Annotated in this window: 19 protein-coding genes; 13 read left to right on the forward strand and 6 right to left on the reverse strand. The window is 67.4% G+C overall.

Annotation, left to right across the window (positions count from 1 at the left end):
• Positions 1-105 precede the first annotated feature (105 nt).
• The 10 genes from CXY91_RS11285 to CXY91_RS11330 all read left to right on the forward strand — a co-directional run bounded on the left by CXY91_RS11285 (position 106) and on the right by CXY91_RS11330 (position 10,120).
• Positions 106-1,044, forward strand: coding sequence for an ABC transporter substrate-binding protein (locus CXY91_RS11285; RefSeq protein ID WP_100961342.1), 939 nt, complete (start codon positions 106-108; stop codon positions 1,042-1,044).
• A 26-nt stretch (positions 1,045-1,070) separates the two neighbouring features.
• A complete protein-coding gene (locus CXY91_RS11290) occupies positions 1,071-1,562 on the forward strand; it encodes a mismatch-specific DNA-glycosylase (RefSeq protein ID WP_100961904.1) in 492 nt (163 codons plus the stop codon).
• On the forward strand, positions 1,559-2,332 hold the full coding sequence (locus CXY91_RS11295) for an ABC transporter permease (RefSeq protein WP_100961344.1): 774 nt from the start codon (positions 1,559-1,561) through the stop codon (positions 2,330-2,332). The genes CXY91_RS11290 and CXY91_RS11295 overlap by 4 nt, the downstream gene beginning before the upstream one ends.
• The gene (locus CXY91_RS11300; RefSeq protein WP_199777408.1) at positions 2,329-3,114 is read left to right on the forward strand and encodes an ABC transporter ATP-binding protein; all 786 of its coding nucleotides are present in this window, start codon (positions 2,329-2,331) and stop codon (positions 3,112-3,114) included. The genes CXY91_RS11295 and CXY91_RS11300 overlap by 4 nt, the downstream gene beginning before the upstream one ends.
• Before the next feature lie 72 nt (positions 3,115-3,186).
• Positions 3,187-3,993, forward strand: a complete 807-nt coding sequence (locus tag CXY91_RS11305; protein WP_425285419.1) for a FadR/GntR family transcriptional regulator — start codon at positions 3,187-3,189, stop codon at positions 3,991-3,993.
• Positions 3,994-4,036: 43 nt separating this feature from the next.
• Positions 4,037-5,008 (forward strand): sialic acid TRAP transporter substrate-binding protein SiaP, encoded by a 972-nt coding sequence (locus CXY91_RS11310; RefSeq protein WP_091832159.1) that lies wholly within the window; start codon positions 4,037-4,039, stop codon positions 5,006-5,008.
• Positions 5,009-5,160: 152 nt separating this feature from the next.
• Complete coding sequence (locus CXY91_RS11315) at positions 5,161-5,739, forward strand: TRAP transporter small permease (RefSeq protein WP_100961348.1); 579 nt, start codon at positions 5,161-5,163, stop codon at positions 5,737-5,739.
• A 3-nt stretch (positions 5,740-5,742) separates the two neighbouring features.
• Complete coding sequence (locus CXY91_RS11320; protein ID WP_091832153.1) at positions 5,743-7,149, forward strand: TRAP transporter large permease; 1,407 nt, start codon at positions 5,743-5,745, stop codon at positions 7,147-7,149.
• A gap of 194 nt (positions 7,150-7,343) precedes the next feature.
• A complete protein-coding gene (locus CXY91_RS11325) occupies positions 7,344-8,546 on the forward strand; it encodes an SAM-dependent methyltransferase (protein WP_100961905.1) in 1,203 nt (400 codons plus the stop codon).
• A gap of 110 nt (positions 8,547-8,656) precedes the next feature.
• On the forward strand, positions 8,657-10,120 hold the full coding sequence (locus tag CXY91_RS11330; protein ID WP_248307441.1) for a lyase family protein: 1,464 nt from the start codon (positions 8,657-8,659) through the stop codon (positions 10,118-10,120).
• 8 nt (positions 10,121-10,128) lie between these two features.
• Here the strand turns inward: CXY91_RS11330 and CXY91_RS11335 are convergent, their stop codons facing one another.
• Entirely contained in the window at positions 10,129-11,268 is a 1,140-nt protein-coding gene (locus tag CXY91_RS11335; RefSeq protein WP_100961352.1) for a citrate synthase family protein, read from the reverse strand.
• Positions 11,269-11,365: 97 nt separating this feature from the next.
• Between CXY91_RS11335 and CXY91_RS11340 the strand changes: the two genes are divergently transcribed.
• Positions 11,366-12,442: a citrate synthase/methylcitrate synthase gene (locus CXY91_RS11340; protein WP_100961354.1), complete on the forward strand. Its 1,077-nt coding sequence runs from the start codon at positions 11,366-11,368 to the stop codon at positions 12,440-12,442.
• Between the two features lie 163 nt (positions 12,443-12,605).
• Here the strand turns inward: CXY91_RS11340 and CXY91_RS11345 are convergent, their stop codons facing one another.
• The 5 genes from CXY91_RS11345 to hutI are packed head-to-tail and all read right to left on the reverse strand — an operon-like array spanning position 12,606 to position 18,337.
• Positions 12,606-13,166 carry a HutD/Ves family protein gene (locus CXY91_RS11345; protein ID WP_100961356.1) on the reverse strand — a complete coding sequence of 187 codons (561 nt, stop codon included), beginning with the start codon at positions 13,164-13,166 and terminating at the stop codon, positions 12,606-12,608.
• 11 nt (positions 13,167-13,177) lie between these two features.
• The gene (gene hutU / locus CXY91_RS11350) at positions 13,178-14,845 is read right to left on the reverse strand and encodes a urocanate hydratase (RefSeq protein WP_100961358.1); all 1,668 of its coding nucleotides are present in this window, start codon (positions 14,843-14,845) and stop codon (positions 13,178-13,180) included.
• The gene (gene hutG, locus CXY91_RS11355; RefSeq protein ID WP_100961360.1) at positions 14,842-15,651 is read right to left on the reverse strand and encodes an N-formylglutamate deformylase; all 810 of its coding nucleotides are present in this window, start codon (positions 15,649-15,651) and stop codon (positions 14,842-14,844) included. The genes hutU and hutG overlap by 4 nt, the downstream gene beginning before the upstream one ends.
• Positions 15,648-17,174 carry a histidine ammonia-lyase gene (hutH, locus tag CXY91_RS11360; protein WP_100961362.1) on the reverse strand — a complete coding sequence of 509 codons (1,527 nt, stop codon included), beginning with the start codon at positions 17,172-17,174 and terminating at the stop codon, positions 15,648-15,650. Before hutH ends, hutG begins: the two co-directional genes overlap by 4 nt.
• On the reverse strand, positions 17,171-18,337 hold the full coding sequence (gene hutI / locus CXY91_RS11365) for an imidazolonepropionase (RefSeq protein ID WP_100961906.1): 1,167 nt from the start codon (positions 18,335-18,337) through the stop codon (positions 17,171-17,173). The genes hutH and hutI overlap by 4 nt, the downstream gene beginning before the upstream one ends.
• Positions 18,338-18,497: 160 nt before the next feature.
• Here hutI and CXY91_RS11370 point away from each other — a divergent pair, with 160 nt between their 5' ends.
• Entirely contained in the window at positions 18,498-19,865 is a 1,368-nt protein-coding gene (locus tag CXY91_RS11370; RefSeq protein ID WP_349236589.1) for a formimidoylglutamate deiminase, read from the forward strand.
• Positions 19,866-19,875: 10 nt separating this feature from the next.
• A complete protein-coding gene (gene hutC / locus CXY91_RS11375) occupies positions 19,876-20,625 on the forward strand; it encodes a histidine utilization repressor (RefSeq protein WP_091832126.1) in 750 nt (249 codons plus the stop codon).
• Positions 20,626-20,870 lie beyond the last annotated feature (245 nt).

Raw genomic sequence — 20,870 nt, forward strand, 5'->3', positions numbered from 1 at the left:
GAAGCTTGCTTTATGGGCGCGATCGGGCTGCGTTGGCCGAGGTATCCGCCGCAGGCGGGAACAAGTGGGGAAGGGTTCGTCATGACAGGTTTGAAGCGTATCGGGATGCTGGCCGCGACCGGCCTGGCGGCTCTCATCGCCGCTGGCGGCGCGCAGGCGCAGACCAAGGTGAATATCGGCATTTCCGGCTGGACCGGCTTCGCGCCGCTGACTCTCGCCAAGGAAGCCGGCATCTTCGCCAAGAACGGCCTCGACGTCTCGATCAAGAAGATCCCGCAGAAGGATCGCCACCTCGCCATCGCCTCGGGCGACATCCAATGCGCCGCGACCACGGTCGAAACCTGGATCGTCTGGGACGCTGCCGGCATCAAGACCAAGCAGATCTTCCAGCTCGACAAGAGCTATGGCGCCGACGGCATGGCCGTGCGCGGCTCGACCGCTTCCATCAAGGACCTCAAGGGCAAGACGGTCGCGGCCTCTGCGCCCGGCACCTCGCCCTATTTCGCCCTCGCCTGGATCCTCAAGGAAAACGGCATGTCGGTGAAGGACGTCAACGTCGTCAACATGGAGCCCGGCCCGGCGGCGCAGGCCTTCATCGCCGGCCAGAACGACGCGGCGATGACCTATGAGCCCTATCTCTCGGCCGTGCGCGAGAAGCCGGAGGCTGGCAAGATCATCGCCACCACCCTTGACTATCCGATGGTGATGGACACCTTCGGCTGCACGCCGAAATTCCTGGCCGAGAACGATGCGGCCGCCGTCGCTCTGACCAAGAGCTATTTCGAGGCGCTGGAGCTGATCAAGGCCGACCAGGCCAAGGCCTATGGCATCATGGGCGCCGACGTGAAGCAGACCGGCGAGCAGTTCGGCAAGTCGGCCGGCTATCTGCGCTGGTCGGACTCTGCCGGCAACAAGGCCTTCTTCTCCGGCGAGTGGCAGGCCTTCACCAACAAGGCGGCCGACCTCCTGCTCGAGATCGGCCTGATCAAGGCCAAGCCCGACGTCGCCACGCTGGTCGAGACCAAGTACGTCGCCGGCAAGTGAGCGGCGACGTCCTGCCGGACGTTCTGATGTCCGGCCTGCGTGTCGTCTTCTGCGGCACGCAGGCCGGAGCGGCCTCCGCCCGGCGGGGCGCCTACTATGCCGGACCCGGCAATAAGTTCTGGAAGACCCTGTTCGAGACCGGGCTGATTCCTGAGCCCCTCGGCCCGGCGGATTTCCAGGAGCTGCCGCGATACGGCATCGGCTTCACCGATGTCGCGAAGTGGACGTCCGGCCCCGACACGGCGTTGCTGCGACAGCACTTCGATATCGTCGGCTTCCAGGCCAAGATTCATCGGCACGCTCCGGCGATCGTCGCGTTCAACGGCAAGCGTGCCGCCCAGGCTGCACTGGGGGAGGAGAGGGGACTGAAGCTCGCCTATGGCCTCCAGCCCTCCCTCCTCGCAGGAAGCCGCGTCTTCATCCTGCCCTCCACCTCCGGGGCGGCCTCCGGCTACTGGTCCATCGAGCCCTGGCGTGAACTCGCCGCCCTCGTGAAGGAAACAAGTTCTAGACGATGAAACCCCTCCAGCCGGTCTCCGCCAGCGCCCGTGTCGGCTATGGTGTCGCCTTCTTCGCGCTCTTCGTCGTGGTCTGGTCGGTCGCGACCTTCGGCGGCTATGTCCAGAAGCTCTTCCTCGCCGATCCGCTGACCATGGTCGGCGAAGGCTGGAACCTGCTCGTCAACCACGGCTTCATTGTCGATATCGGCATGACGATCTGGCGGGTCGTCGGCGGCTTCATCCTGGCCGTCATCTTCGCGCTGCCGCTCGGCATCCTGATGGGCGCCTACAAGCCCATCGAGGCCTTCCTCGAGCCCTTCGTCTCCTTCGCACGCTATCTGCCGGCCTCGGCCTTCATCCCGCTCTTGATCCTCTGGGCCGGCATCGGCGAGACGCAGAAGCTGCTGGTCATCTTCATCGGCTCGTTCTTCCAGCTCGTGCTGATGATCGCGGTCGCGGTCGGCGGCATCCGGCGCGACCTGGTCGACGCCGCCTATACGCTGGGCGCGAGCGATTCCTCCGTGGTGCGCCGCGTGCTCCTGCCTAATGCCGCGCCGGAGATCGCCGAGATCTTCCGTCTCGTGCTCGGCTGGGCCTGGACCTATGTCATCGTCGCCGAGCTGATCGGCTCGTCCTCCGGCATCGGCCACATGATCACCGACAGCCAGGCGCTGCTGAATACAGGACAGATCATCTTCGGCATCATCGTCATCGGCCTGATCGGGCTGATCTCCGATTTCCTCTTCAAGGCGGTCAACCAGCGCCTGTTTCCGTGGGCGCAGGCATGAGCAAGCTTCTGATCGAGCAGGTCGGCAAGGTCTTCCCAGCCCGCGGCAAGGGGCAGCCGACGCGCGCCCTGATGCCGACTTCGCTCACCGTCGCCGACAACGACTTCATCACCATCCTCGGCCCCTCCGGCTGTGGGAAGTCGACGCTGCTGCGTATCATCGGCGGGCTGGAGACCGCGAGCGAAGGCAAGATCCTGCTCGACGGTACGCCGGTCACCGGGCCGGGCGCCGATCGCGGCTTCGTCTTCCAGAGCTACACGCTCTTCCCCTGGCTGAGCGTGGTGCAGAATATCGCCTTCGGCCTGCGCGAGAAGGGCGTGCCTGAGCGCGAGCGGCTCGGCATCGCCCGCAAATGGGCCGAGCGTGTCGGGCTTTCCGGCTTCGTCGACCACTTCCCCAAGCAGCTCTCCGGCGGCATGCAGCAGCGCACCGCGATCGCTCGCGCGCTCGCCAACGACCCCAAGATCCTGCTGCTCGACGAGCCCTTCGGCGCGCTCGACAACCAGACCCGCGCGCTGATGCAGGAAATGCTGCTCGGCATCTGGGAGCGTGAGCAGAAGACCGTGCTCTTCGTCACCCACGACATCGAGGAGGCGATCTTCGTCGGCTCACGCGTGGTGGTGATGAGCGCTCGCCCCGGGCGGATCAAGGCCGACATCCCGGTCGAGCTGCCGCATCCCAGGCCCTACACCATCAAGACCACGCCCGAATTCGTCGCGCTGAAGGAACGCCTCGTGGAGGAGATCCGGATCGAAGCTGTGCTCGCGGCCGAAGGGCACTAGCAACCAAGCCACCATACCGGTTGACTCGGGTCCGGTATGGTGGTTCCTTCCTCGCGAAATTGGCCTGACCACATGGCCAAATCGATGCCGCATGACCAGGCGGTGCAGGGAAGGGTCCAGGGTCTGATGCCGCTCGCAGTCGTCGAGTCGCCGCGCCTGTATCGGCAGATCGCCGATCAATTGCGCCATCTCATCGACCAGCATGAATTCCCGGTCGGCAGCCGCCTGCCGCCCGAACGCGAACTTGCGGAGAAACTCGGCGTTTCCCGCCCCTCGGTGCGCGAGGCGCTGATCGCGCTGGAGGTCGAGGGCCGCGTGCGCATTCGCATGGGCTCGGGCGTCTACGTCGTCGATCCCGCTCAGGCTGCTGCACAGCTCGCCGGCGCCGGCTTTCCCGTCGAGGGTCCGTTCGAGGTGCTCGCGGCGCGCCGGCTGGTCGAGGGCGCCGTCGCGGCCGATGCGGCAGGGCAGGCGACGCCCACCCAGCTGGCCGGGCTCGCCGGCATCCTCGACCAGATGGAGCAGCCCGGTTTGCCGGCGGAGCACCTGATCGCGCTCGACCGCGCCTTCCATGTCGAGATCGCGGCGATACTGGGAAACACCGTGCTGGTGCGCTGCGTCGGCGAGCTCTTCGACCAGCGCATGAGCCCGTATTTCCGCCAGCTCGCGCAGTATTTCGAGAACGAGGGCTCGTGGTGCTCGGCGGCGCGCGAGCATCGTGCCATCCATGCTGCACTCGCCAGCGGCGATCGCGAAGCCGCCCGCGCGGCGATGTGCGCCCATCTCCAGGCTTCGCAGGAGCGCTTTTCGCAGAGCTTCGGCGACGTCGACTTCAAGCGGGCAGGCGAGCGTCAGCGCCGGCCACGCCCGATCAAATGACGCAAGGCCAGACCTTATTCGTGACCTTCAGGGAGGACAGACGATGAAACTGCACTACGCTCTTGCCGCGCTCGCCGCCGGCGCTCTCTTCGCCGGCGCCCCGGCGCAGGCTCAGACCAAGCTGAAGTGGGCCCATGTCTACGAGACCTCCGAGCCCTTCCACACCGAGTCGGTCTGGGCGGCCGAGGAGATCAAGAAGCGCTCCAACGGCAAATACGATATCACGGTCTACCCGGCCTCGCAGCTGGGCAAGGAGACCGATATCAACCAGGGCCTGACGCTCGGCACGGTCGACATGATCATCTCGGGCTCGAGCTTTGCGGCGCGCGCCTATCCGCCCATCGGCGTGACCTACTACCCCTTCATCTTCCGTGGCCCCGACCATCTGCTCGCCTATGTGAAGAGCGACGTCTTCAAGGAGATGGCCAAGGGCTATGAGGAGAAGAGCGGCCACCAGATCCTGGCCGTGACCTATTACGGCACCCGCCACACTACCTCGAACAAGCCGATCAAGACCTGCGCCGACATGAAGGGCCTGAAGATCCGCGTGCCCGACGTGCCGGCCTATCTCGCCATGCCGCGCGCCTGCGGCGCCAACACCACGCCGATCGCCTTTGCCGAGGTCTATCTCGCCTTGCAGAACGGCACCGTCGAGGCGCAGGAGAACCCGCTCAACACCATCGACGCCAAGAAGTTCTACGAGGTGCAGAAGCACATCGTGCTGACCGGCCACATCGTCGACCACCTCAACACGGTCGTCTCGAAGCAGCTCTGGGCCAAGCTCTCGCCCGAGGACAGGAAGATCTTCACCGACGTCGCCCAGGAAGCGGCCGAGCGCGCCACCAAGAAGATCCAGGCCGACGAGGTGAAGCTCGTCCAGGTCTTCAAGGACAAGGGCCTCTCGGTCACCGAGATCGACAAGGCCGACTTCCTTGCCGCCGTCGAGAAGAACGTGACCTTCGAGCAGTACGGCTATCGCAAGGCCGACTGGGAGCGCATCCAGGCGATCAAGTGATCGCCCGCCTCTTGCAGTGACGGTTTGTCGTCATTGCGAGGAGCGACAGCGACGAAGCAATCCAGGGGCCGCCGAGCGGGTCCCGCTGGATTGCTTCGCTACGCTCGCAATGACGCCAAGCGCCGCGACCCAGACATGACCGGATCCAGCCCATGACCACGACGCCGGAAGTCCACACCCAAGTCACCAGCGAGGAGATCGCCCACGTCTTCGACGAGGCGCCGCCGCCGGCGGATCTCTCCGGCTACGGCCTCGAGGACTGGGTGACGCTCGCCGCCTTCTGGCTGATGGTCGCCTGCGTCGTGGCGCAGTTCTTCACCCGCTATGTCCTCAACGACAGCTTCGCCTGGACCGAGGAGATCGCGATCTACGCGCTGATCGTCGTCGTCTTCCTGGGTTCCTCGCTGTGCGTGCGTGCCTCCAGGCACATCCAGGTCGACTTCCTGTATCGGTATCTGTCGCCCGGCGCCGGACGGGCGCTCTCGACCGCGGTCGATCTCATCCGCATCGGCTTCTTCGCCTATGGCACGGTGCTGGTGCATCGTTATGCCGAGCTCATTCCCGACGAGACGATGACGACGATCCAGTTCCCGAAGTCGCCGGTGTTCTACGCCGTCGTCGTCGCCTTCGCGCTGATGACGCTGCGCTCGATCCAGGTCGCCTGGCAGAACTGGCGCCGCGGCTACTCCGTGCTGGAGCGTCCCTCGGCCTTCGACGGCTCGGAGGCCTGACCCATGCTGATCCTGCTCGGAACCTTCCTTTGCCTGATGGTGCTCGGCGTTCCCGTCGCCATCTCGATGGCCGTCGCCTCGCTTGCCTTCATCCTCGTCTCCGGCACCGTGCCGGACGTGATCCTGGCCCAGCGCATGATCGCCGGCGTCGAGAGCTTCCCGTTGCTGGCAGTGCCGTTCTTCATCCTCGCCGGCAACCTGATGAACATCGCCGGCGTCACCGGCCGCATTTACTCCTTCGCCGTCGCGCTCGTCGGCTGGATGCGGGGCGGCCTCGCCCAGGTCAACATCATCGGCTCGGTGATCTTCTCCGGCATGTCGGGCACCGCGATCGCCGACGCCGCCGGCATCGGCACGATCGAGATCAAGGCGATGAAGGACCATGGCTATTCGGCCGAGGTCGCGGTCGGCGTCACCGCGGCTTCCGCCACGCTCGGCCCGATCATCCCGCCATCCTTGCCCTTCGTCATCTACGGCATGATGTCGAACACCTCGATCGGTGCGCTGTTCCTCGGCGGCGTCATCCCCGGCGTGATCATGACGCTGTTCATGATGCTTACGGTCGCGATCTTCGCCCGCATCTACAAATGGGGTTCCGACACCAAGTTCTCGCTGCGCGAGCTCGGCTCTGCCGGCATCGAGGTGCTCGTCGTCCTCGGCTTCCCGGTCCTGGCCTATGGGCTGGTCTTCGCCGGACTCGATCCCAATCTCGCAATCGGCATCGCGCTCGCCGTGCTGCTGGCGGTCGATTACTATTTCGACTTCTCGGCGGTGATGGCGCTGATGACGCCGGTCATCCTGATCGGCGGCATGACCATGGGCTGGTTCACGCCGACGGAAGCCGCTGCCGCCGCGGTGATCTGGTCGCTCTTCCTCGGGCTGGTGCGCTATCGCTCGATGACCATGCGCAGCCTGACCAAGGCGACCTTCGACACCATCGAGACCACGGCCTCGGTGCTGTTCATCGTCACCGCCGCCTCGATCTTCGCCTGGTTGCTCACGGTGTCGCAGACGGCCCAGCTGCTCTCCGACCTGATCCTCGGCTTCACCCAGAACAAGTGGGTGTTCCTGATCCTGGTCAACCTGCTGCTGCTCTTCATCGGCTGCTTCCTCGACACCATCGCCGCGATCACCATCGTCGTGCCGATCCTGTTGCCGATCGCGCTCAAGCTCGGCGTCGACCCGATCCATTTCGGCCTGATCCTGACGCTGAACCTGATGATCGGGCTCTTGCATCCGCCGCTCGGCATGGTGCTGTTCGTGCTCTCGCGCGTCGCCAAGCTTTCGGTCGAGCGCACCACCATGGCGATTCTGCCCTGGCTGATCCCGCTCTTTGCCGCACTGTTCGCGATCACCTTCATCCCTGAGCTGACGCTCTGGCTGCCGCGTACAATGGGCATGATCCGGTAAGGCTTTGCGGGGGGCGGACTGGCGAAAATGAAGCGCCGCCCCCATTTTTTCTGTCAGGAGGCTGACAGCTGCATGCGGCGGGCGTGGATCAGCTTTGCGCCGAACCCACTGTTACGCTGCCGCGGGTGATTGCCATCTTTGATGGCGAAGGGGCACTGCCGTGAGGTGGCGCCATGCGCAGTCTGATTATGAATATGTTGTCTCGGCTCATTTGCGAGCCGCGGGTGGATGTGGTGTTCGCCGATGGATCGCTCCATTCGGCCGGGCGGGGTTCGGCGCCCGCGATCAAGTTGCGTATCGCCGACCGTGAAACCGAGTTCAAGCTGGCCCTCGATCCCGAGCTCGCGCTCGGCGAGGCCGTGATGGACGGCCGTATCATCGTCGAGCGCGGTACCATCTACCAATTGCTCGAAACCCTGATCCGTGGCCTGTCGCGACAGCCGCCTTCCGCCTTCGCGGGAACGCTGACGCGGCTGCGTACGGCAGTGCGGCGGCTGAAGCAGCACAACACCCCCGCTTGGGCGAGGCGCAACGTCCACCACCATTACGATCTGAAGAGCGAGTTCTTCCGCCTCTTCCTCGATGCCGACCGGCAATATTCCTGCGCCTTCTTCGAGCATCCGGGTGCGACGCTCGAAGAAGCGCAGGCCGCCAAGAAGCGCCGCATCGCGGCGAAGCTGGCGCTGAAGCCGGGCCAGCGGGTGCTCGACATCGGCTCCGGCTGGGGCGGGCTCGGACTTTCGATCGCGCGTGAGAGCGGCGCGAAGGTCACCGGCATCACCCTCTCCGAGGAACAACTCGCCGCTTCGAACAAGCGGGCCGAGGAATCGGGGCTGCCGGTCGCGTTCCGCCTGCAGGACTACCGGGCCGTGACCGAGCGTTTCGACCGCATCGTCTCGGTCGGCATGTTCGAGCATGTCGGGGTCGGCTACTATCGCGACTATTTCCGCAAGATCAGGGAGCTGCTCGAGGATGACGGCGTCGCGCTGATCCACACGATCGGCCGCAGCACGCCGCCCGGCGCGACCAACCCGTTCATCGCCAAGTACATCTTTCCCGGCGGCTATATCCCCGCTTTGTCGGAAGTCACGGCGGCGGTGGAGAAGGAGGGGCTGATTGTCACCGATGTCGAGGTGCTGCGCCTGCATTATGCCGAGACGCTGAAGGCCTGGCGCGAGCGTTTCCTCGCTCATCGCCAGGAGGCGGTCGCGATGTATGACGAGCGCTTCGCACGGATGTGGGAGTTCTATCTCGCCGCATCCGAGGCGAGCTTCCGTCATGACGGCCTCGTCGTCTTCCAGCTCCAGCTCGCCAAGCGTCTCGGCACGTTGCCGATGACCCGGGACTACATGAGCGAGAAGGCGCGGGTCGCGGGCGCGATCGACCGGGCCGCCTGAAACGTACGCGATTGAGCTAACGCAATGTCCCAGCTAGGCTTCGCCCGGCGGGGGCATTGCGGAGGTCGATCGTGCGATCATCGATGATTGCGCTCGCGGTAGCGGCGCAGATGTCAGCTCTTCCAGCCCTCGCCCAGGAGCGCCAGGCCCGCGACGAGTTCTTTTGGCTCGGCGAGATCAACAAGGCCACGGCCGTGATCAACACGGATGAGGGCCTGCTCGACAAGGCGCTGGCGCCGCGCATTGCGGCCGGTCTGTCCAAGGTTCTGAGCGAGGGCGCCAAGTCGGGAGGCAAGCGGCCTTCGACCGTGATCAGCTTCGAGCCGCTGCTGATCGCGGCTGGCGGGCAGGAGGTCACGCTGCTGCATGCCGGCCGTTCGAGCCAGGACATGCATGCGACCTACCGTGCCGCGATCCTGCGCGACGACATGCTGGCGCTCGCCGAGCAGCTCAACCGCACCACGGCGACGCTGGTCGGGCTGGCCGAGAAGCACGCCGCGACCATCGTTCCGAACTACACCAATGGCGTCGCCGCCCAGCCGAACAGCCTCGGCCACACCCTGCTCGGCCATGCCGCCGGCCTCGAGCGCGACGCTCAGCGCATCCGCGAGGCCTATGCCCGGATCGACCGCTCCGCGATGGGCACGACCGTGCTCAATGGCACGAGCTGGCCGCTGAACCGCAAGCGCATGGCCGATTATCTCGGCTTCGCGGCGATCGTCGACAACGCCTATGACGCCGGCCAGATCTCCTCGGTCGAGCATCCGGTCGAGGCCGGCGCGATCGTCACCAGCATCGCGCTGCATGCCGGCGCCTTCGTCGAGGATGTGATGACGCAATACGCCTTCGCGCGGCCCTGGATGCTGCTGCAGGAAGGCGACGGGAACACCTATGTCTCCAGCGCCATGCCGCAGAAGCGCAATCCCGGCCTGCTCAACACCACGCGCCAGCAGGCCTCGACCGCGCTCTCGCTCGCCATGGGAGCCGCGATCCAGGCCCACAACATCACGCCGGGGATGAGCGACCCCAAGGATGTCAGGCCCAACAGCGCGATGGTGAAGAGCGCGGTTACGGTGCTCGCCAATTGGGACCGCATCCTGAAGGGGCTGGTGATCAGCCCCGAGCGGGCGCTTGAGGAATTGAACAGCGACTGGACGGCCTCACAGGAACTCGCCGACCTGCTGATGCGCAAATACAGGCTGCCCTTCCGCGTCGGCCACCACTTCGCCTCCGAGGTCGTGACCCACGCCAAGGACCACGACATCAGGCCGCTCGACTTTCCTTATGCGGAGGCGAAGCGGATCTATGCCGCGGCGGTCAAGGGCACGGAGTATCCGGCCGAGCTGCCGATCAGCGAAGCCGAGTTCCGCGCTGCGCTCGACCCCGTCGCGATCGTACGCAGCCGCGCAACCGCAGGCGGCCCGCAGCCGGCCGAGATGGAGCGGATGCTGGCGGCGGCGAAGGGCAAGATCGCGGAGCAGGGTACCTGGATCAAGGAGCGGCGCGAGCGGATCGCCGGCTCGCTCGGCAGGCTCGACAGGGATTTCGAGGCGCTGCGCGCCCAGGCGCAATAGCGGGAGTTTCAGCCAGGCGCCGGCCCGACATAGCGGGCTCGCGGGCGGATCAGCCGGCCGGTCTCGTTCTGCTCCAGCGCATGCGCGAGCCAGCCGGTGCAGCGCGCCGCGGCGAAGATCTGGAACGGCGCGGTCTCCGGCAATGCCAGTTTCGCCGCCAGCGCCGACAGCGCGAAGTCGATGTTCGGTTCCTCGCCCGTCAAGGTGGCGATGGCGGCCTGGGCCTGCGCATAGGCCGGCGGCGGCTCGAACGCTGCGAACAGGGCTCGCGCTCGCGGGTCGCCATCGGGATAGAGCGGATGGCCGAAGCCGGGCAGCTTGGCGCCGGCCTCCAGCCTTGCCGCCAGCGCAGCCTCCAGCCCGTCCCGCTCGATGTCCCGCATCAGTACCAGCACGCGCGGCGCGACGCCACCATGCGAGGGCCCTGAAAGCGCCGCGAGCCCCGCCAGCGCGCAGGCGGCGAGCGACGCGCCGGTCGAGGCGGTGACGCGGGCGGCGAAGGTCGAGGCGTTGAGCTCATGGTCCGCGAGCAGGACGAGCGCCCGTCGGATCGGCTCGGCGCCTTTTGTTTCGCAGCCCCAGGCCCGGGCCAGCCGGGCATGGATCGGCCCTTCGCCCGGCCCACCGGCGATCGCGTCGACCAGCGTGTCGAGCACGGCGGCGGCTTCGAGATAGAGCGCCTTCTTGGCGCGCCCGACCATTGGGCGGTCGGTCGCGGTCCGCGCTGCGATCGTCTCGAAGACGCGCGCCAGTGGCTCGCCCGGGGGCACGATCGTCGCCAGAGGCGGGAAGCGCTGCGTGCCGCAATCCCAGAGCAGGCGCGCGACGTCTTCCAGCTTGGCGCTCTCGGCGAGGCGGGCCGCATCCTGCCCGCGATACCAGAGGCCGCCGCGCTCGATCGTGGTGATGCTCGAAGACAGGACAGGCTCGCCATAGGCGATGGCATCCTCGGCGATCGCGGCCGGACGCCGGCCGCGCGCCTTGCGATGCTCCAGCCGGGCGATGTCCTCGGCCCGGTACAGGCTGCGCCTGGAATCGCCTTCGTCGCCGCGCGCTTCGATCAGCCCGCGGCTGACATAGGCGTAAAGCGTCTGCGGCTTCAGCCCGAGCCGTGTCATCGCCTCCTGAGCCGTCAGCCACTCCTGCATCGCCCCTCCTTAAATATATTGATTATATTGTTCAAGATTGATCGTTGCAATGCGGGAGCTGATTTTCGCGACGAATGCTTTTTGAGGAGTTCCTGACATGTCCGATGGTCTCGATGACGTCGTCGCCGCCCATACCGTGCTTTCGGAAGTCGACGGCGCTGCCGGCCGCCTGGTGATCCGTGGTCGCAGCCTCGCCGAGCTCGCCGGCCGCACCAGCTTCGAGGAGATGGTGGCGCTGATGTTCGACGGGCTGCTGCCCGATCTGCCGCAGGGTCACGAACTCCCGGCCGCGCTCGGCAAGGCCCGCACCGATCTCTTCGGCATCGTCGAGCGCACTGCGCTCTCGGACGATCTCGGGCCGGTCGAGGCAATCCGCGCCTGGACGGCGCAGATTGCTGACGGGGAGGAGGCTGATACGGCGCTGAGGCTGCTCGCCGCGCCGGCCGTCTTCACTGCCGCCGCAGTCCGCAAGCAGCGTGGCCTGACCCCGATCGCGCCCGATGCGACATTGTCGCAAGCGGCGGACACGCTGCGCATGCTGCGCGGCGAGGCGCCGACCGCTGCCCAGGCCGCGGCGCTCGATACCTATCTCGTCACCGTCGCCGATCACGGCCTCAACGCCTCGACCTTCGCGGCGCGCGTCGTCGCCTCGACGCGGGCCGGGCTGGTCTCGGCGGTGCTGGCGGGGATCAGCGCGCTCAAGGGCCCGCTGCATGGCGGTGCGCCGGGGCCGGTGATCGAGATGCTCGATGCGATTGGCGAGCCGGCCAATGCCCGCGCCTGGTTGGAAGACGCGCTCGATCGCGGCGAGCGGCTGATGGGCTTCGGCCATCGCATCTATCGCGTCCGCGATCCGCGAGCCGATGCGCTGAAGCAGGCGATCGCCAGGCTCGGCGCCGATGCGGGGCGCCTGCGCCATGCCGAGGCGGTCGAGCAGGCGGCGCTCGCCATCCTGCGCGAGCGCAAGCCCGGCCGCTCGCTGGAAACCAATGTCGAGTTCTATACCGCGTTGCTGCTTGAGGCTCTCGGCTTCCCGCCCGAGGCTTTCACCTGCGTCTTCGCGCTCGGCCGCACAACCGGCTGGCTCGCCCATGCCCGCGAGCAGATCGAGACCGGCCGCCTGATCCGGCCGCAATCGGTCTATGTCGGCCCGCAGCCGAGGCAGGCGGCGTAGTCGCCGTAGGGCGCGGGGAACCCTTCTCCCGGATGGGAGAAGGGCAGGGATGAGGGCCTGCCCTAACCGCAGAAGACACAACGGCGCCGCAGCACCTCAATAATCAGCGGCGGTCCCTCACCCCTACCCCTCTCCCATCCGGGAGAGGGGATCCCGCGCATGCCTATATTGCTGTCAGCCAAACCGCATAGAGCTCAGCCTCACTACCGCTTGCGGCCAGCTCAGCCCGCCCCGGGGCATCCAGCACCGCACTGTCGCCGGCGGCAAGCGTCGCGCCGTTCACCTGCCAGTCGCCCTTGCGGGCGACCAAGACCAGCAGGCCTTCGGTCGCGTCGAGCGAGCCTGCGCCGGAGAGACGCTCGACCCGGTGCCGCCAGCGCCCACGCCGGCTCATCACATTGAGATCGTCGATCGGCCCGTCCACCAGCAGCCCGTCGACCGCCCGGTCGGCGGCGAAAGCGTAGGGCGCGCTGCTGCGATCGAGCTGGGTGCGCTCACCATCGCCGAAGGCCAGCGTGATGCCGGCCCCGGTCAGCACCGACAATGTCCGGTCGATGCCGGGGAAGGACGAGAACGGTCCGTCCTGCCCGACATGGGCCATGCTGATGCGCCAGTCGAAATCATCAAGCGAGGCGCCTTCGGGCGCCACCGCGATCTCGGTGGTTGTCCCGCCGCCGTTCTTCCACGGCATGGAGAGGCAGTCGGCGGCGCGGATTATGCGCATGATGCCGATCCTCAGCCCAGGATGCCGGGCAGCTTCAGACCCTTCTCCCGGGCGCAGTCGAGCGCGATGTCGTAGCCGGCATCGGCATGGCGCATCACGCCGGTGGCTGGGTCGTTCCAGAGCACGCGCGACAGGCGGGCGGCGGCGTCATCCGTACCGTCGGCGCAGATCACGACGCCCGAATGCTGCGAGAAGCCCATGCCGACGCCGCCGCCATGGTGCAGCGAGACCCAGGTCGCGCCTGACGCCGTGTTGAGCAGGGCGTTGAGCAGCGGCCAGTCGGAGACCGCGTCCGAGCCGTCCTTCATCGCTTCCGTCTCGCGGTTCGGCGACGCGACCGAACCGGAATCGAGATGGTCGCGGCCGATCACGACCGGCGCCTTGAGCTCGCCGGTCCTGACCATCTCGTTGAAGGCGAGGCCGAGCCTGTGGCGATCGCCGAGGCCGACCCAGCAGATCCGCGCCGGCAGACCCTGGAACGCGATGCGCTCGCGCGCCATGTCGAGCCAGTTGTGCAGGTGCTTGTTGTCGGGCAGCAGTTCCTTCACCTTGGCGTCGGTCTTGTAGATGTCCTCCGGGTCGCCGGAGAGCGCGGCCCAGCGGAACGGGCCGATGCCGCGGCAGAACAGCGGGCGGATATAGGCCGGCACGAAGCCGGGGAAGGCGAAGGCGTTCTCCAGCCCCTCGTCCTTGGCGACCTGGCGGATGTTGTTGCCGTAGTCGAAGGTCGGGATGCCCATGTCCTGGAAGGCGATCATCGCCTCGACATGCTCGCGCATCGAGGCGCGCGCCGCCTTCTCGACGGACTTCGGATTGGCTTCGCGCGCCTGCCGCCACTCGCCCATGGTCCAGCCCTTAGGCAGGTAGCCGTTGACCGGGTCGTGGGCCGAGGTCTGGTCGGTGACCATGTCCGGCCGGATGCCGCGGCGGACCATCTCGGGCAGGATCTCGGCGCAGTTGCCGAGCAGACCGACCGATTTTGCTTCGCCGTTACTGGTCCAGCGCTCGATCATCGCCAGGGCTTCGTCGAGCGTCTCGGCCTTCTCGTCGAGATAGCGGGTGCGCAGGCGGAAATCGATCGAGTCCGGGTTGCACTCGACCGCGAGGCAGGAGGCGCCGGCCATCACCGCGGCGAGAGGCTGGGCGCCGCCCATGCCGCCGAGGCCGCCGGTCAGCACCCATTTGCCCTTGAGATTGCCGCCATAGTGCTGGCGCCCGGCCTCGACGAAGGTCTCGTAGGTGCCCTGCACGATGCCTTGCGTGCCGATATAGATCCAGGAGCCGGCCGTCATCTGGCCGTACATCGCGAGCCCCTTTTTATCGAGCTCGTTGAAATGGTCCCAGTTGGCCCAATGCGGCACGAGATTGGAATTGGCGATCAGGACGCGCGGCGCATCCTTGTGCGTGCGGAACACGCCGACCGGCTTGCCGGATTGGACCAGCAGGGTCTCGTCGGCCTCGAGCTGGCGGAGCGCCGCGACGATGCGGTCGAAATCCTCCCAGGAGCGGGCCGCGCGGCCGATGCCGCCATAGACCACGAGCTCCTGCGGGTTCTCGGCGACGTCCGGATGCAGGTTGTTCATCAGCATCCGCAGCGGCGCTTCGGTCAGCCAGCTCTTGGCGCTGAGCTCGGTGCCGGTGGCGGGGCGGATGACGCGGGTGTTGTCCAGGCGGGTCATGGCTTGCTCCGTTCGAGCTGGGTCGCAGCGGCGAGCGCGGCGTCGATCATGGCGGAAAGAGTGGCTTGCAGGCTGGCGGCCTTGGCCGGAGCGAAGGTCCAGGGCGCGGCTTCGTCTTCGAGATAGGCCGAAAGCGCGATCTCCATCTGGAGCGCGTGCACGTGTTCGGCCGGCTGGCCGTAATGCCGGGTGATCCAGCCGCCCTTGAAGCGGCCGTTGACCACCTGCGTGACGGTGCTGCCGGCCATCGCCTGCGCCGCCGCGGCTTCCACGGCGGGCGCAGCGCTCTGGCCGGAGTTGGTGCCGAGATTGAGCGTCGGCAGCGTGCCCGGGAACAGGCGCGGGATCACCGACTTGATCGAATGGCAGTCCCAGAGCAGGCAGAAGCCGTGCTGCGCCTTGGCGTGTGCGATCTCGTTGGCGAGGGCGTCGTGATAGGGCTGAAAGTAGGCCTCGCGCCGGCGTGCGATCTCGGCCTCGTCCGGCGCCGTGTTCCAGATCGGCGCGCCGTCGAAGGTGGTGGTCGGCACCAGCTCGGTCGTCGCCTGGCCCGGATAGAGCGAGACGCCCGCCGGGTCGCGGTTGAGGTCGATGACAAAGCGCGACAGCCCGGCCTCGACGATGCTCGGCTGGAAGCGCTCGGCGAAGCCGTAGAGCTGGCGCATATGCCAGTCGGTGTCCTCGACCAGTTTTCCGCGCGCATTGAGCTGCGCCGCGACCTCGGCCGGCAGGCCGGTGCCGGGATGCGGCATCGACAGGACCAGCGGCGAGGAGCCGCGCGTGACGGAGACGATGTCGGCGCTCATGCCGAGAGCTCCGCGAAGCTGTCGACGCCGGCCGCCTTGCCGAGCGCGCCCGAGAGCACGAGCTCCGTCGCGGCGGCGAGATCGGGAGCGAGATAGCGGTCTTCGGTCAGCGGCGCGACTCTTGCGCGGATCAGCGCCAGCACCGGCTCGAGGCGCGGCGAAGTCTTCAGCGGGCGGTGATGTTCGATCGCCTCGGCCGCGGCCATCAATTCGACCGCGATGATGCTCGCCGCGTTCTTCGCCATCTCGATCAGGCGGAAGGCGCCATGCGTCGCCATCGAGACGTGGTCTTCCTGGTTGGCCGAGGTCGGGATGGTGTCGACCGAGGCGGGATAGGCCCGTTGCTTGTTCTCGGAGGCCAGCGCCGCGGCAGTCACCTGCGCGATCATGAAACCGGAGTTGAGGCCGGCGTCACGGGCGAGGAAGGGCGGCAGGCCGCTCATGACGGGGTCGACCAGCAGCGCGATCCGCCGTTCGGCGAGGTTGCCGATCTCGCAGACCGCCATCGCCAGCATGTCAGCGGCGAAGGCGACCGGCTCGGCGTGGAAATTGCCGCCTGAGACGATCTCGCCCGGCCCCAGCACCAGCGGGTTGTCGGTGACGGCGTTGGCCTCGATCGAAAGCGTCGTCGCGGCATTGCCGAGGAGGTCGCGCACCGCGCCCATCACCTGCGGCTGGCAGCGCAGCGAATAGGGGTCCTGCACCTTGCTGTCGCCAAAGCGGTGGCTCTCGCGAATCTCGCTGTTGGCGATCAGGTCGAGCAGCAGAGCCGCGACCTTTATCTGGCCGGGCTGGCCGCGCAGCGTCTGGATGCGCGGGTCGAACGGGGTGTCCGAGCCTTTCAGGGCATCGACCGAGAGCGCGCCGGCGATCAGCGCCGCATCGAAGACGCGGGCGACGCTGGCAAGGCCGGCGACCGCCAGAGAGGCCGAGACCTGCGTGCCGTTGATCAGCGCCAAGCCTTCCTTGGCGCCGAGCGCGAGAGGCGCCTGACCGATCCGTGTCAGCGCCTCGGCGGCGGGCAGGACTTCGCCCTTCAGCCTGATCTCGCCAACGCCCATCAGCGCCGCGGTCAGGTGGGCGAGCGGGGCGAGATCGCCGGAGGCGCCGACCGAGCCCTTGGCCGGCACGACCGGCAGGGCGCCGGCCTTGAGCGCGCCGACCAGCGCATCGACCACGACGGGACGCACGCCCGAGGCGCCGCGCGCCAGGCTTGCCGCCTTCATCGCCAGGATCAGCGCGACCACGGAATCGGGGAGAGCAGGGCCGGTGCCGACCGCATGCGACAGGATGAGATTGCGCTGCAGCGTGGCGAGATCGCTGTCGGCGATGCGCACGCTGGCGAGCTTGCCGAAGCCGGTATTGACGCCATAGGTCACGGTGCCGGCGGCGACGATGTCGTCGACGATCGCCTGGGCGCCGGCGATCGCGCTGGTATCAGCGAGAGCGACGGTGGCGCCGTCGATGACGTGGCGCCAGTCGGCGAGGCGGGCCTTGCCGGGGGTGAGCGAGAGCGTGGTCATAGTCCGTTCCGAATGCGGGTGTGAAGCGGGTTGAAGCCGATGCGGTAGGCGAGCTCGGCCGGGCGCTCGATCTCCCAGATGGCGAGATCGCAGGCCTTGCCGGCCTCCAGCGTGCCGATCTCGTCCTGAAGGCCGAGGGCGAGCGCCGCGTTGCGGGTCATGCCGGCGAGCGCCTCCTCCGGCGTCAGCCGGAACAGGGTGCAGCCCATGTTCATGGTCATGAGCGGCGAGGTCAGCGGCGAAGTGCCGGGATTGGCGTCGGTGGCGAGCGCGATCGGCACGCCATGCTGGCGCATCAGGTCGATCGGCGGCTTCATCGTCTCGCGCAGGAAATAGAACGCGCCGGGCAGCACGACGGCGACCGTTCCGGCCTTGGCCATGGCGATGACCCCGGCCTCGTCGAGATGTTCGAGATGGTCGGCCGAGAGCGCGCCGAAGCCGGCCGCCAGCGCCGCGCCGCCGAGATTCGAGAGCTGCTCGGCATGGATCTTGACGGGCAAGCCCCTGGCCTTGGCCGCAGTGAAGACACGCGCCGTCTCCTCGGGCGAGAAGGCGATGCCCTCGCAGAAGACGTCGACGGCGTCGGCGAGGTTCTGCTCCGCGATGGCGTCGAGCATTGGGCCGCAGACGAGGTCGACATAGTCGCCCGAACGTCCCTTGAACTCGGCGGGAACCGCATGGGCGCCGAGGAAGGTGGTCTGCACGCCGACCGGACGCTCGCGCCCGAGCCGGCGGGCGACGGCGAGCACCTTGGTCTCGCTGTCGGTATCGAGCCCGTAGCCCGACTTGATCTCGACGGTGGTGACGCCTTCGGCGATCAGTGCGGCCAGGCGCTTGTCGGCGCTGGCGAAGAGCTCGTCCTCGCTCGCCGCGCGCGTCGCCTTGACCGATGAGACGATGCCGCCACCGGCGCGGGCGATCTCCTCATAGCTCGCGCCCTTGAGGCGCAGTTCGAACTCGTGCGCGCGGTCACCGCCATAGACGAGATGGGTATGGCAATCGATCAGCCCGGGGGTGATCCAGCGGCCCTCGCAGTCGATGACCTCGGCCTGGCCGATGCTGGAGACCTCGCTGCTCGGTCCGGCGAAGACGATGCGGCCGTTGCGGGCGATGACGATGCCGTCCTCGATCGCGCCATAGGGTGTGCCCGTATCGGCCACCATGGTCGCGAGCCGGGCATTGGTCCACACTCGGTGGCTGGGGGAAGGGGTGGTCGCCACGTCGCTTCCTCTCGACTTCGTCCGCTTTCAGATTATGCTAGACAATTGCATATGCAAATAGCAAGCTTCATTTGCATATGCAAATGAAAAGAGGACAACCCGCGTGACCGGAATCACGACCCTGCATCTCGCCCAGGCGCTCCTGCCCCAGGGCTTCGCCGAGAACGTCACGCTGACGCTCGATCGTGGAGTGATCATGTCGGTCGCGGCGGGGCAGGCGGCTCCTGCGGGCGCGACACGGCTCGCCGGGCTCGCGCTTCCCGGCCTGCCGAACCTGCACAGCCACACCTTCCAGCGCGGCATGGCCGGCCTGGCCGAGCGCCGCGGCGCCTCCGAGGATTCGTTCTGGACCTGGCGCGAGGTGATGTACCGCTTCCTCGATCGTCTGAGCCCCGACGACGTCCAGGCAATCGCGGCGCAGGCGATGGTGGAGATGCTGGAGGGCGGCTTCACCGCGCTCGCCGAGTTCCATTACCTCCATCACGACAAGGACGGCACCGCCTATGCCGACATTGCCACCATGGGTGGGGCGATCGCTGCGGCGGCCGAGGAAACCGGCATCGGCCTGACCTTGCTGCCCGTGCTCTATCGCTACGGCAATTTCGGCAAGGCGCCGGCCGCTGCCGGCCAGCGTCGCTTCCTCAACGACCGCGACGCCTATGCGCGGCTGATCGAGGGCAGCGAGAAGGCGGTCGCCGCTCTTCCCGATGCCCGCGTCGGCATGGCGCCGCATTCGCTGCGCGCGGTGGCGCTCGAGGACCTCAACTGGATCGCTGAGCTCCGTCAGCACGTGCCGCTGCACATCCACGTCGCCGAGCAGACCCGGGAGGTCGAGGACAGTCTCGCCATTACCGGCCGGCGGCCGGTCGAACTGCTCATGCAGAATACCGCAGTGAACGAGCGCTGGTGTCTAATCCATGCAACGCATCTCAGCGATGCCGAGCGCGACGCCATGGCCCTCTCCGGCGCGATCGCGGGCCTGTGCCCGATCACCGAGGCCAATCTCGGCGACGGCATCTTCGACGGTGTGCGCTACCGGGCAAAGGGCGGGCGCATCGGCGTCGGCAGCGATTCCAATGTCGAGATCGGCGCCGGCGGGGAATTGCGCGTGCTCGAATATTCGCAGCGCCTGCGCGACCGGCGCCGCGCGCTCTGGGCCGAGCCCGGCATCTCCGCGGGCTTGAGGCTCTGGCAGGATGCCTGCGGCGGCGGCGCCCAGGCCTGCGGCCGCAGCATCGGCGCGATTGCGGTCGGCCATCGTGCCGACCTCGTTACCCTAGATGCCGAGCATCCGGCGATCGTCGGCAAGGCCGGCGACTTTGCCCTCGACAGCGCGATCTTCGCTGCGCCGGCCCTGCCGGTCGCGGAGGTGATCGTCGGTGGAAAGCCTGTGGTCAGCGGCGGCCGGCACATTGACCGCGCCCGCATCGCTACCCGCTATGGCCAGGTGATCCGCACCGTCCTCGATTGAGCCGCAGGGAATGTCAGCCACTCAGATCGACGCCGTGACGCTGGACGGAGCCGGGCCGCTCTACGACCAGATTCGCCGCGCCATCCGCGATCTGATCCTCGCCGGCACCTGGCCGCCAGGGACGTCGGTGCCGCCCGAGCACGCGCTGATGGAGAAGCTCGGGGCCTCGCGCATGACCGTGCACCGGGCGCTGGCGCAGCTCGCGCGCGAGGGCCTCATCCTGCGTCGGCGCCGGTCGGGCACGGTGGTGGCGAGCCCGCCCGCGAGCCATGCCATGCTCGACATCCTCTCGATCCCAGAGGAGGTCGGCGAACTCGGGCAGGCCTACAGCTATCGCATCCTGCAGCGGCGCGACGGCAAGGCCTCTCGCGAGGTCGCCGCGCGCTTCGAGCTAGGCCGCTCGGTCAACGTCACCCATCTCACTCTGCTGCATTTCGCCGATGGCGCGCCGCATGTGCTGGAGGATCGGGTGATTCACCCTACTGCCATGCCGCAGGTCGCGGATGAGAGCTTCGCGCAGACGCCGCCGGGCGACTGGCTGCTGCAGAACAGCCTGTGGACACAGGCCGAGCACGCGATCAGCGCCATAGCGGCCGAGCCGGACGAAGCGGAATTGCTGAAGATCGAGGCCGGCTCGCCATGCCTGCTGGTCGAGCGCCGGACGTGGAACCAGTCCGAGCCGATCACCGCCGTGCGGCTGCTCTATCCCGGAGGCCGACACCGCTTCGTCGGCCGCTTCGGGCCTTACGGCGCTGTCTGAGAACTGCTGTCCTCATTGCGAACGCATAAAAGCAACCCACGCGGCCACGGAGTTCCGCGGCCGCTGGATTGCTTCGTCGCTCAGGCGCCTCGCAATAGCGCGTGAACCTCAGCAGGCGTAGCGGACGCGCCGGCCCCATTCGTCGCGACCATAGCAGATCTGGTCCGGAGAAGTCGCATTGCCGATGATGGCGCCACTGGCACCGCCGATCGCGGCACCGGCCAGCGCGCCACCGGCTCGGCCCG

It is taken from the genome of Allobosea sp. FBZP-16 (genome assembly GCF_002831785.1).
Taxonomy (GTDB): domain Bacteria; phylum Pseudomonadota; class Alphaproteobacteria; order Rhizobiales; family Beijerinckiaceae; genus Allobosea; species Allobosea lupini.

Excerpts from the sequence above, each read along its gene's own strand:
- CXY91_RS11315 (WP_100961348.1), top strand. The coding sequence starts at position 5,161 with ATGACCACGACGCCGGAAGTCCACACCCAAGTCACCAGCGAGGAGATC.
- CXY91_RS11300 (WP_199777408.1), top strand. The coding sequence starts at position 2,329 with ATGAGCAAGCTTCTGATCGAGCAGGTCGGCAAGGTCTTCCCAGCCCGC.
- CXY91_RS11310 (WP_091832159.1), top strand. The coding sequence starts at position 4,037 with ATGAAACTGCACTACGCTCTTGCCGCGCTCGCCGCCGGCGCTCTCTTC.
- CXY91_RS11320 (WP_091832153.1), top strand. The coding sequence starts at position 5,743 with ATGCTGATCCTGCTCGGAACCTTCCTTTGCCTGATGGTGCTCGGCGTT.
- hutU (WP_100961358.1), bottom strand. The coding sequence starts at position 14,845 with ATGACCCGCCTGGACAACACCCGCGTCATCCGCCCCGCCACCGGCACC.
- hutG (WP_100961360.1), bottom strand. The coding sequence starts at position 15,651 with ATGAGCGCCGACATCGTCTCCGTCACGCGCGGCTCCTCGCCGCTGGTC.
- CXY91_RS11295 (WP_100961344.1), top strand. The coding sequence starts at position 1,559 with ATGAAACCCCTCCAGCCGGTCTCCGCCAGCGCCCGTGTCGGCTATGGT.
- hutH (WP_100961362.1), bottom strand. The coding sequence starts at position 17,174 with ATGACCACGCTCTCGCTCACCCCCGGCAAGGCCCGCCTCGCCGACTGG.
- CXY91_RS11335 (WP_100961352.1), bottom strand. The coding sequence starts at position 11,268 with ATGCAGGAGTGGCTGACGGCTCAGGAGGCGATGACACGGCTCGGGCTG.
- CXY91_RS11340 (WP_100961354.1), top strand. The coding sequence starts at position 11,366 with ATGTCCGATGGTCTCGATGACGTCGTCGCCGCCCATACCGTGCTTTCG.
- CXY91_RS11285 (WP_100961342.1), top strand. The coding sequence starts at position 106 with ATGCTGGCCGCGACCGGCCTGGCGGCTCTCATCGCCGCTGGCGGCGCG.
- CXY91_RS11305 (WP_425285419.1), top strand. The coding sequence starts at position 3,187 with ATGGCCAAATCGATGCCGCATGACCAGGCGGTGCAGGGAAGGGTCCAG.
- CXY91_RS11290 (WP_100961904.1), top strand. The coding sequence starts at position 1,071 with ATGTCCGGCCTGCGTGTCGTCTTCTGCGGCACGCAGGCCGGAGCGGCC.
- CXY91_RS11325 (WP_100961905.1), top strand. The coding sequence starts at position 7,344 with ATGTTGTCTCGGCTCATTTGCGAGCCGCGGGTGGATGTGGTGTTCGCC.
- CXY91_RS11330 (WP_248307441.1), top strand. The coding sequence starts at position 8,657 with ATGTCAGCTCTTCCAGCCCTCGCCCAGGAGCGCCAGGCCCGCGACGAG.
- hutC (WP_091832126.1), top strand. The coding sequence starts at position 19,876 with ATGTCAGCCACTCAGATCGACGCCGTGACGCTGGACGGAGCCGGGCCG.
- CXY91_RS11345 (WP_100961356.1), bottom strand. The coding sequence starts at position 13,166 with ATGCGCATAATCCGCGCCGCCGACTGCCTCTCCATGCCGTGGAAGAAC.
- hutI (WP_100961906.1), bottom strand. The coding sequence starts at position 18,337 with ATGGTGGCCGATACGGGCACACCCTATGGCGCGATCGAGGACGGCATC.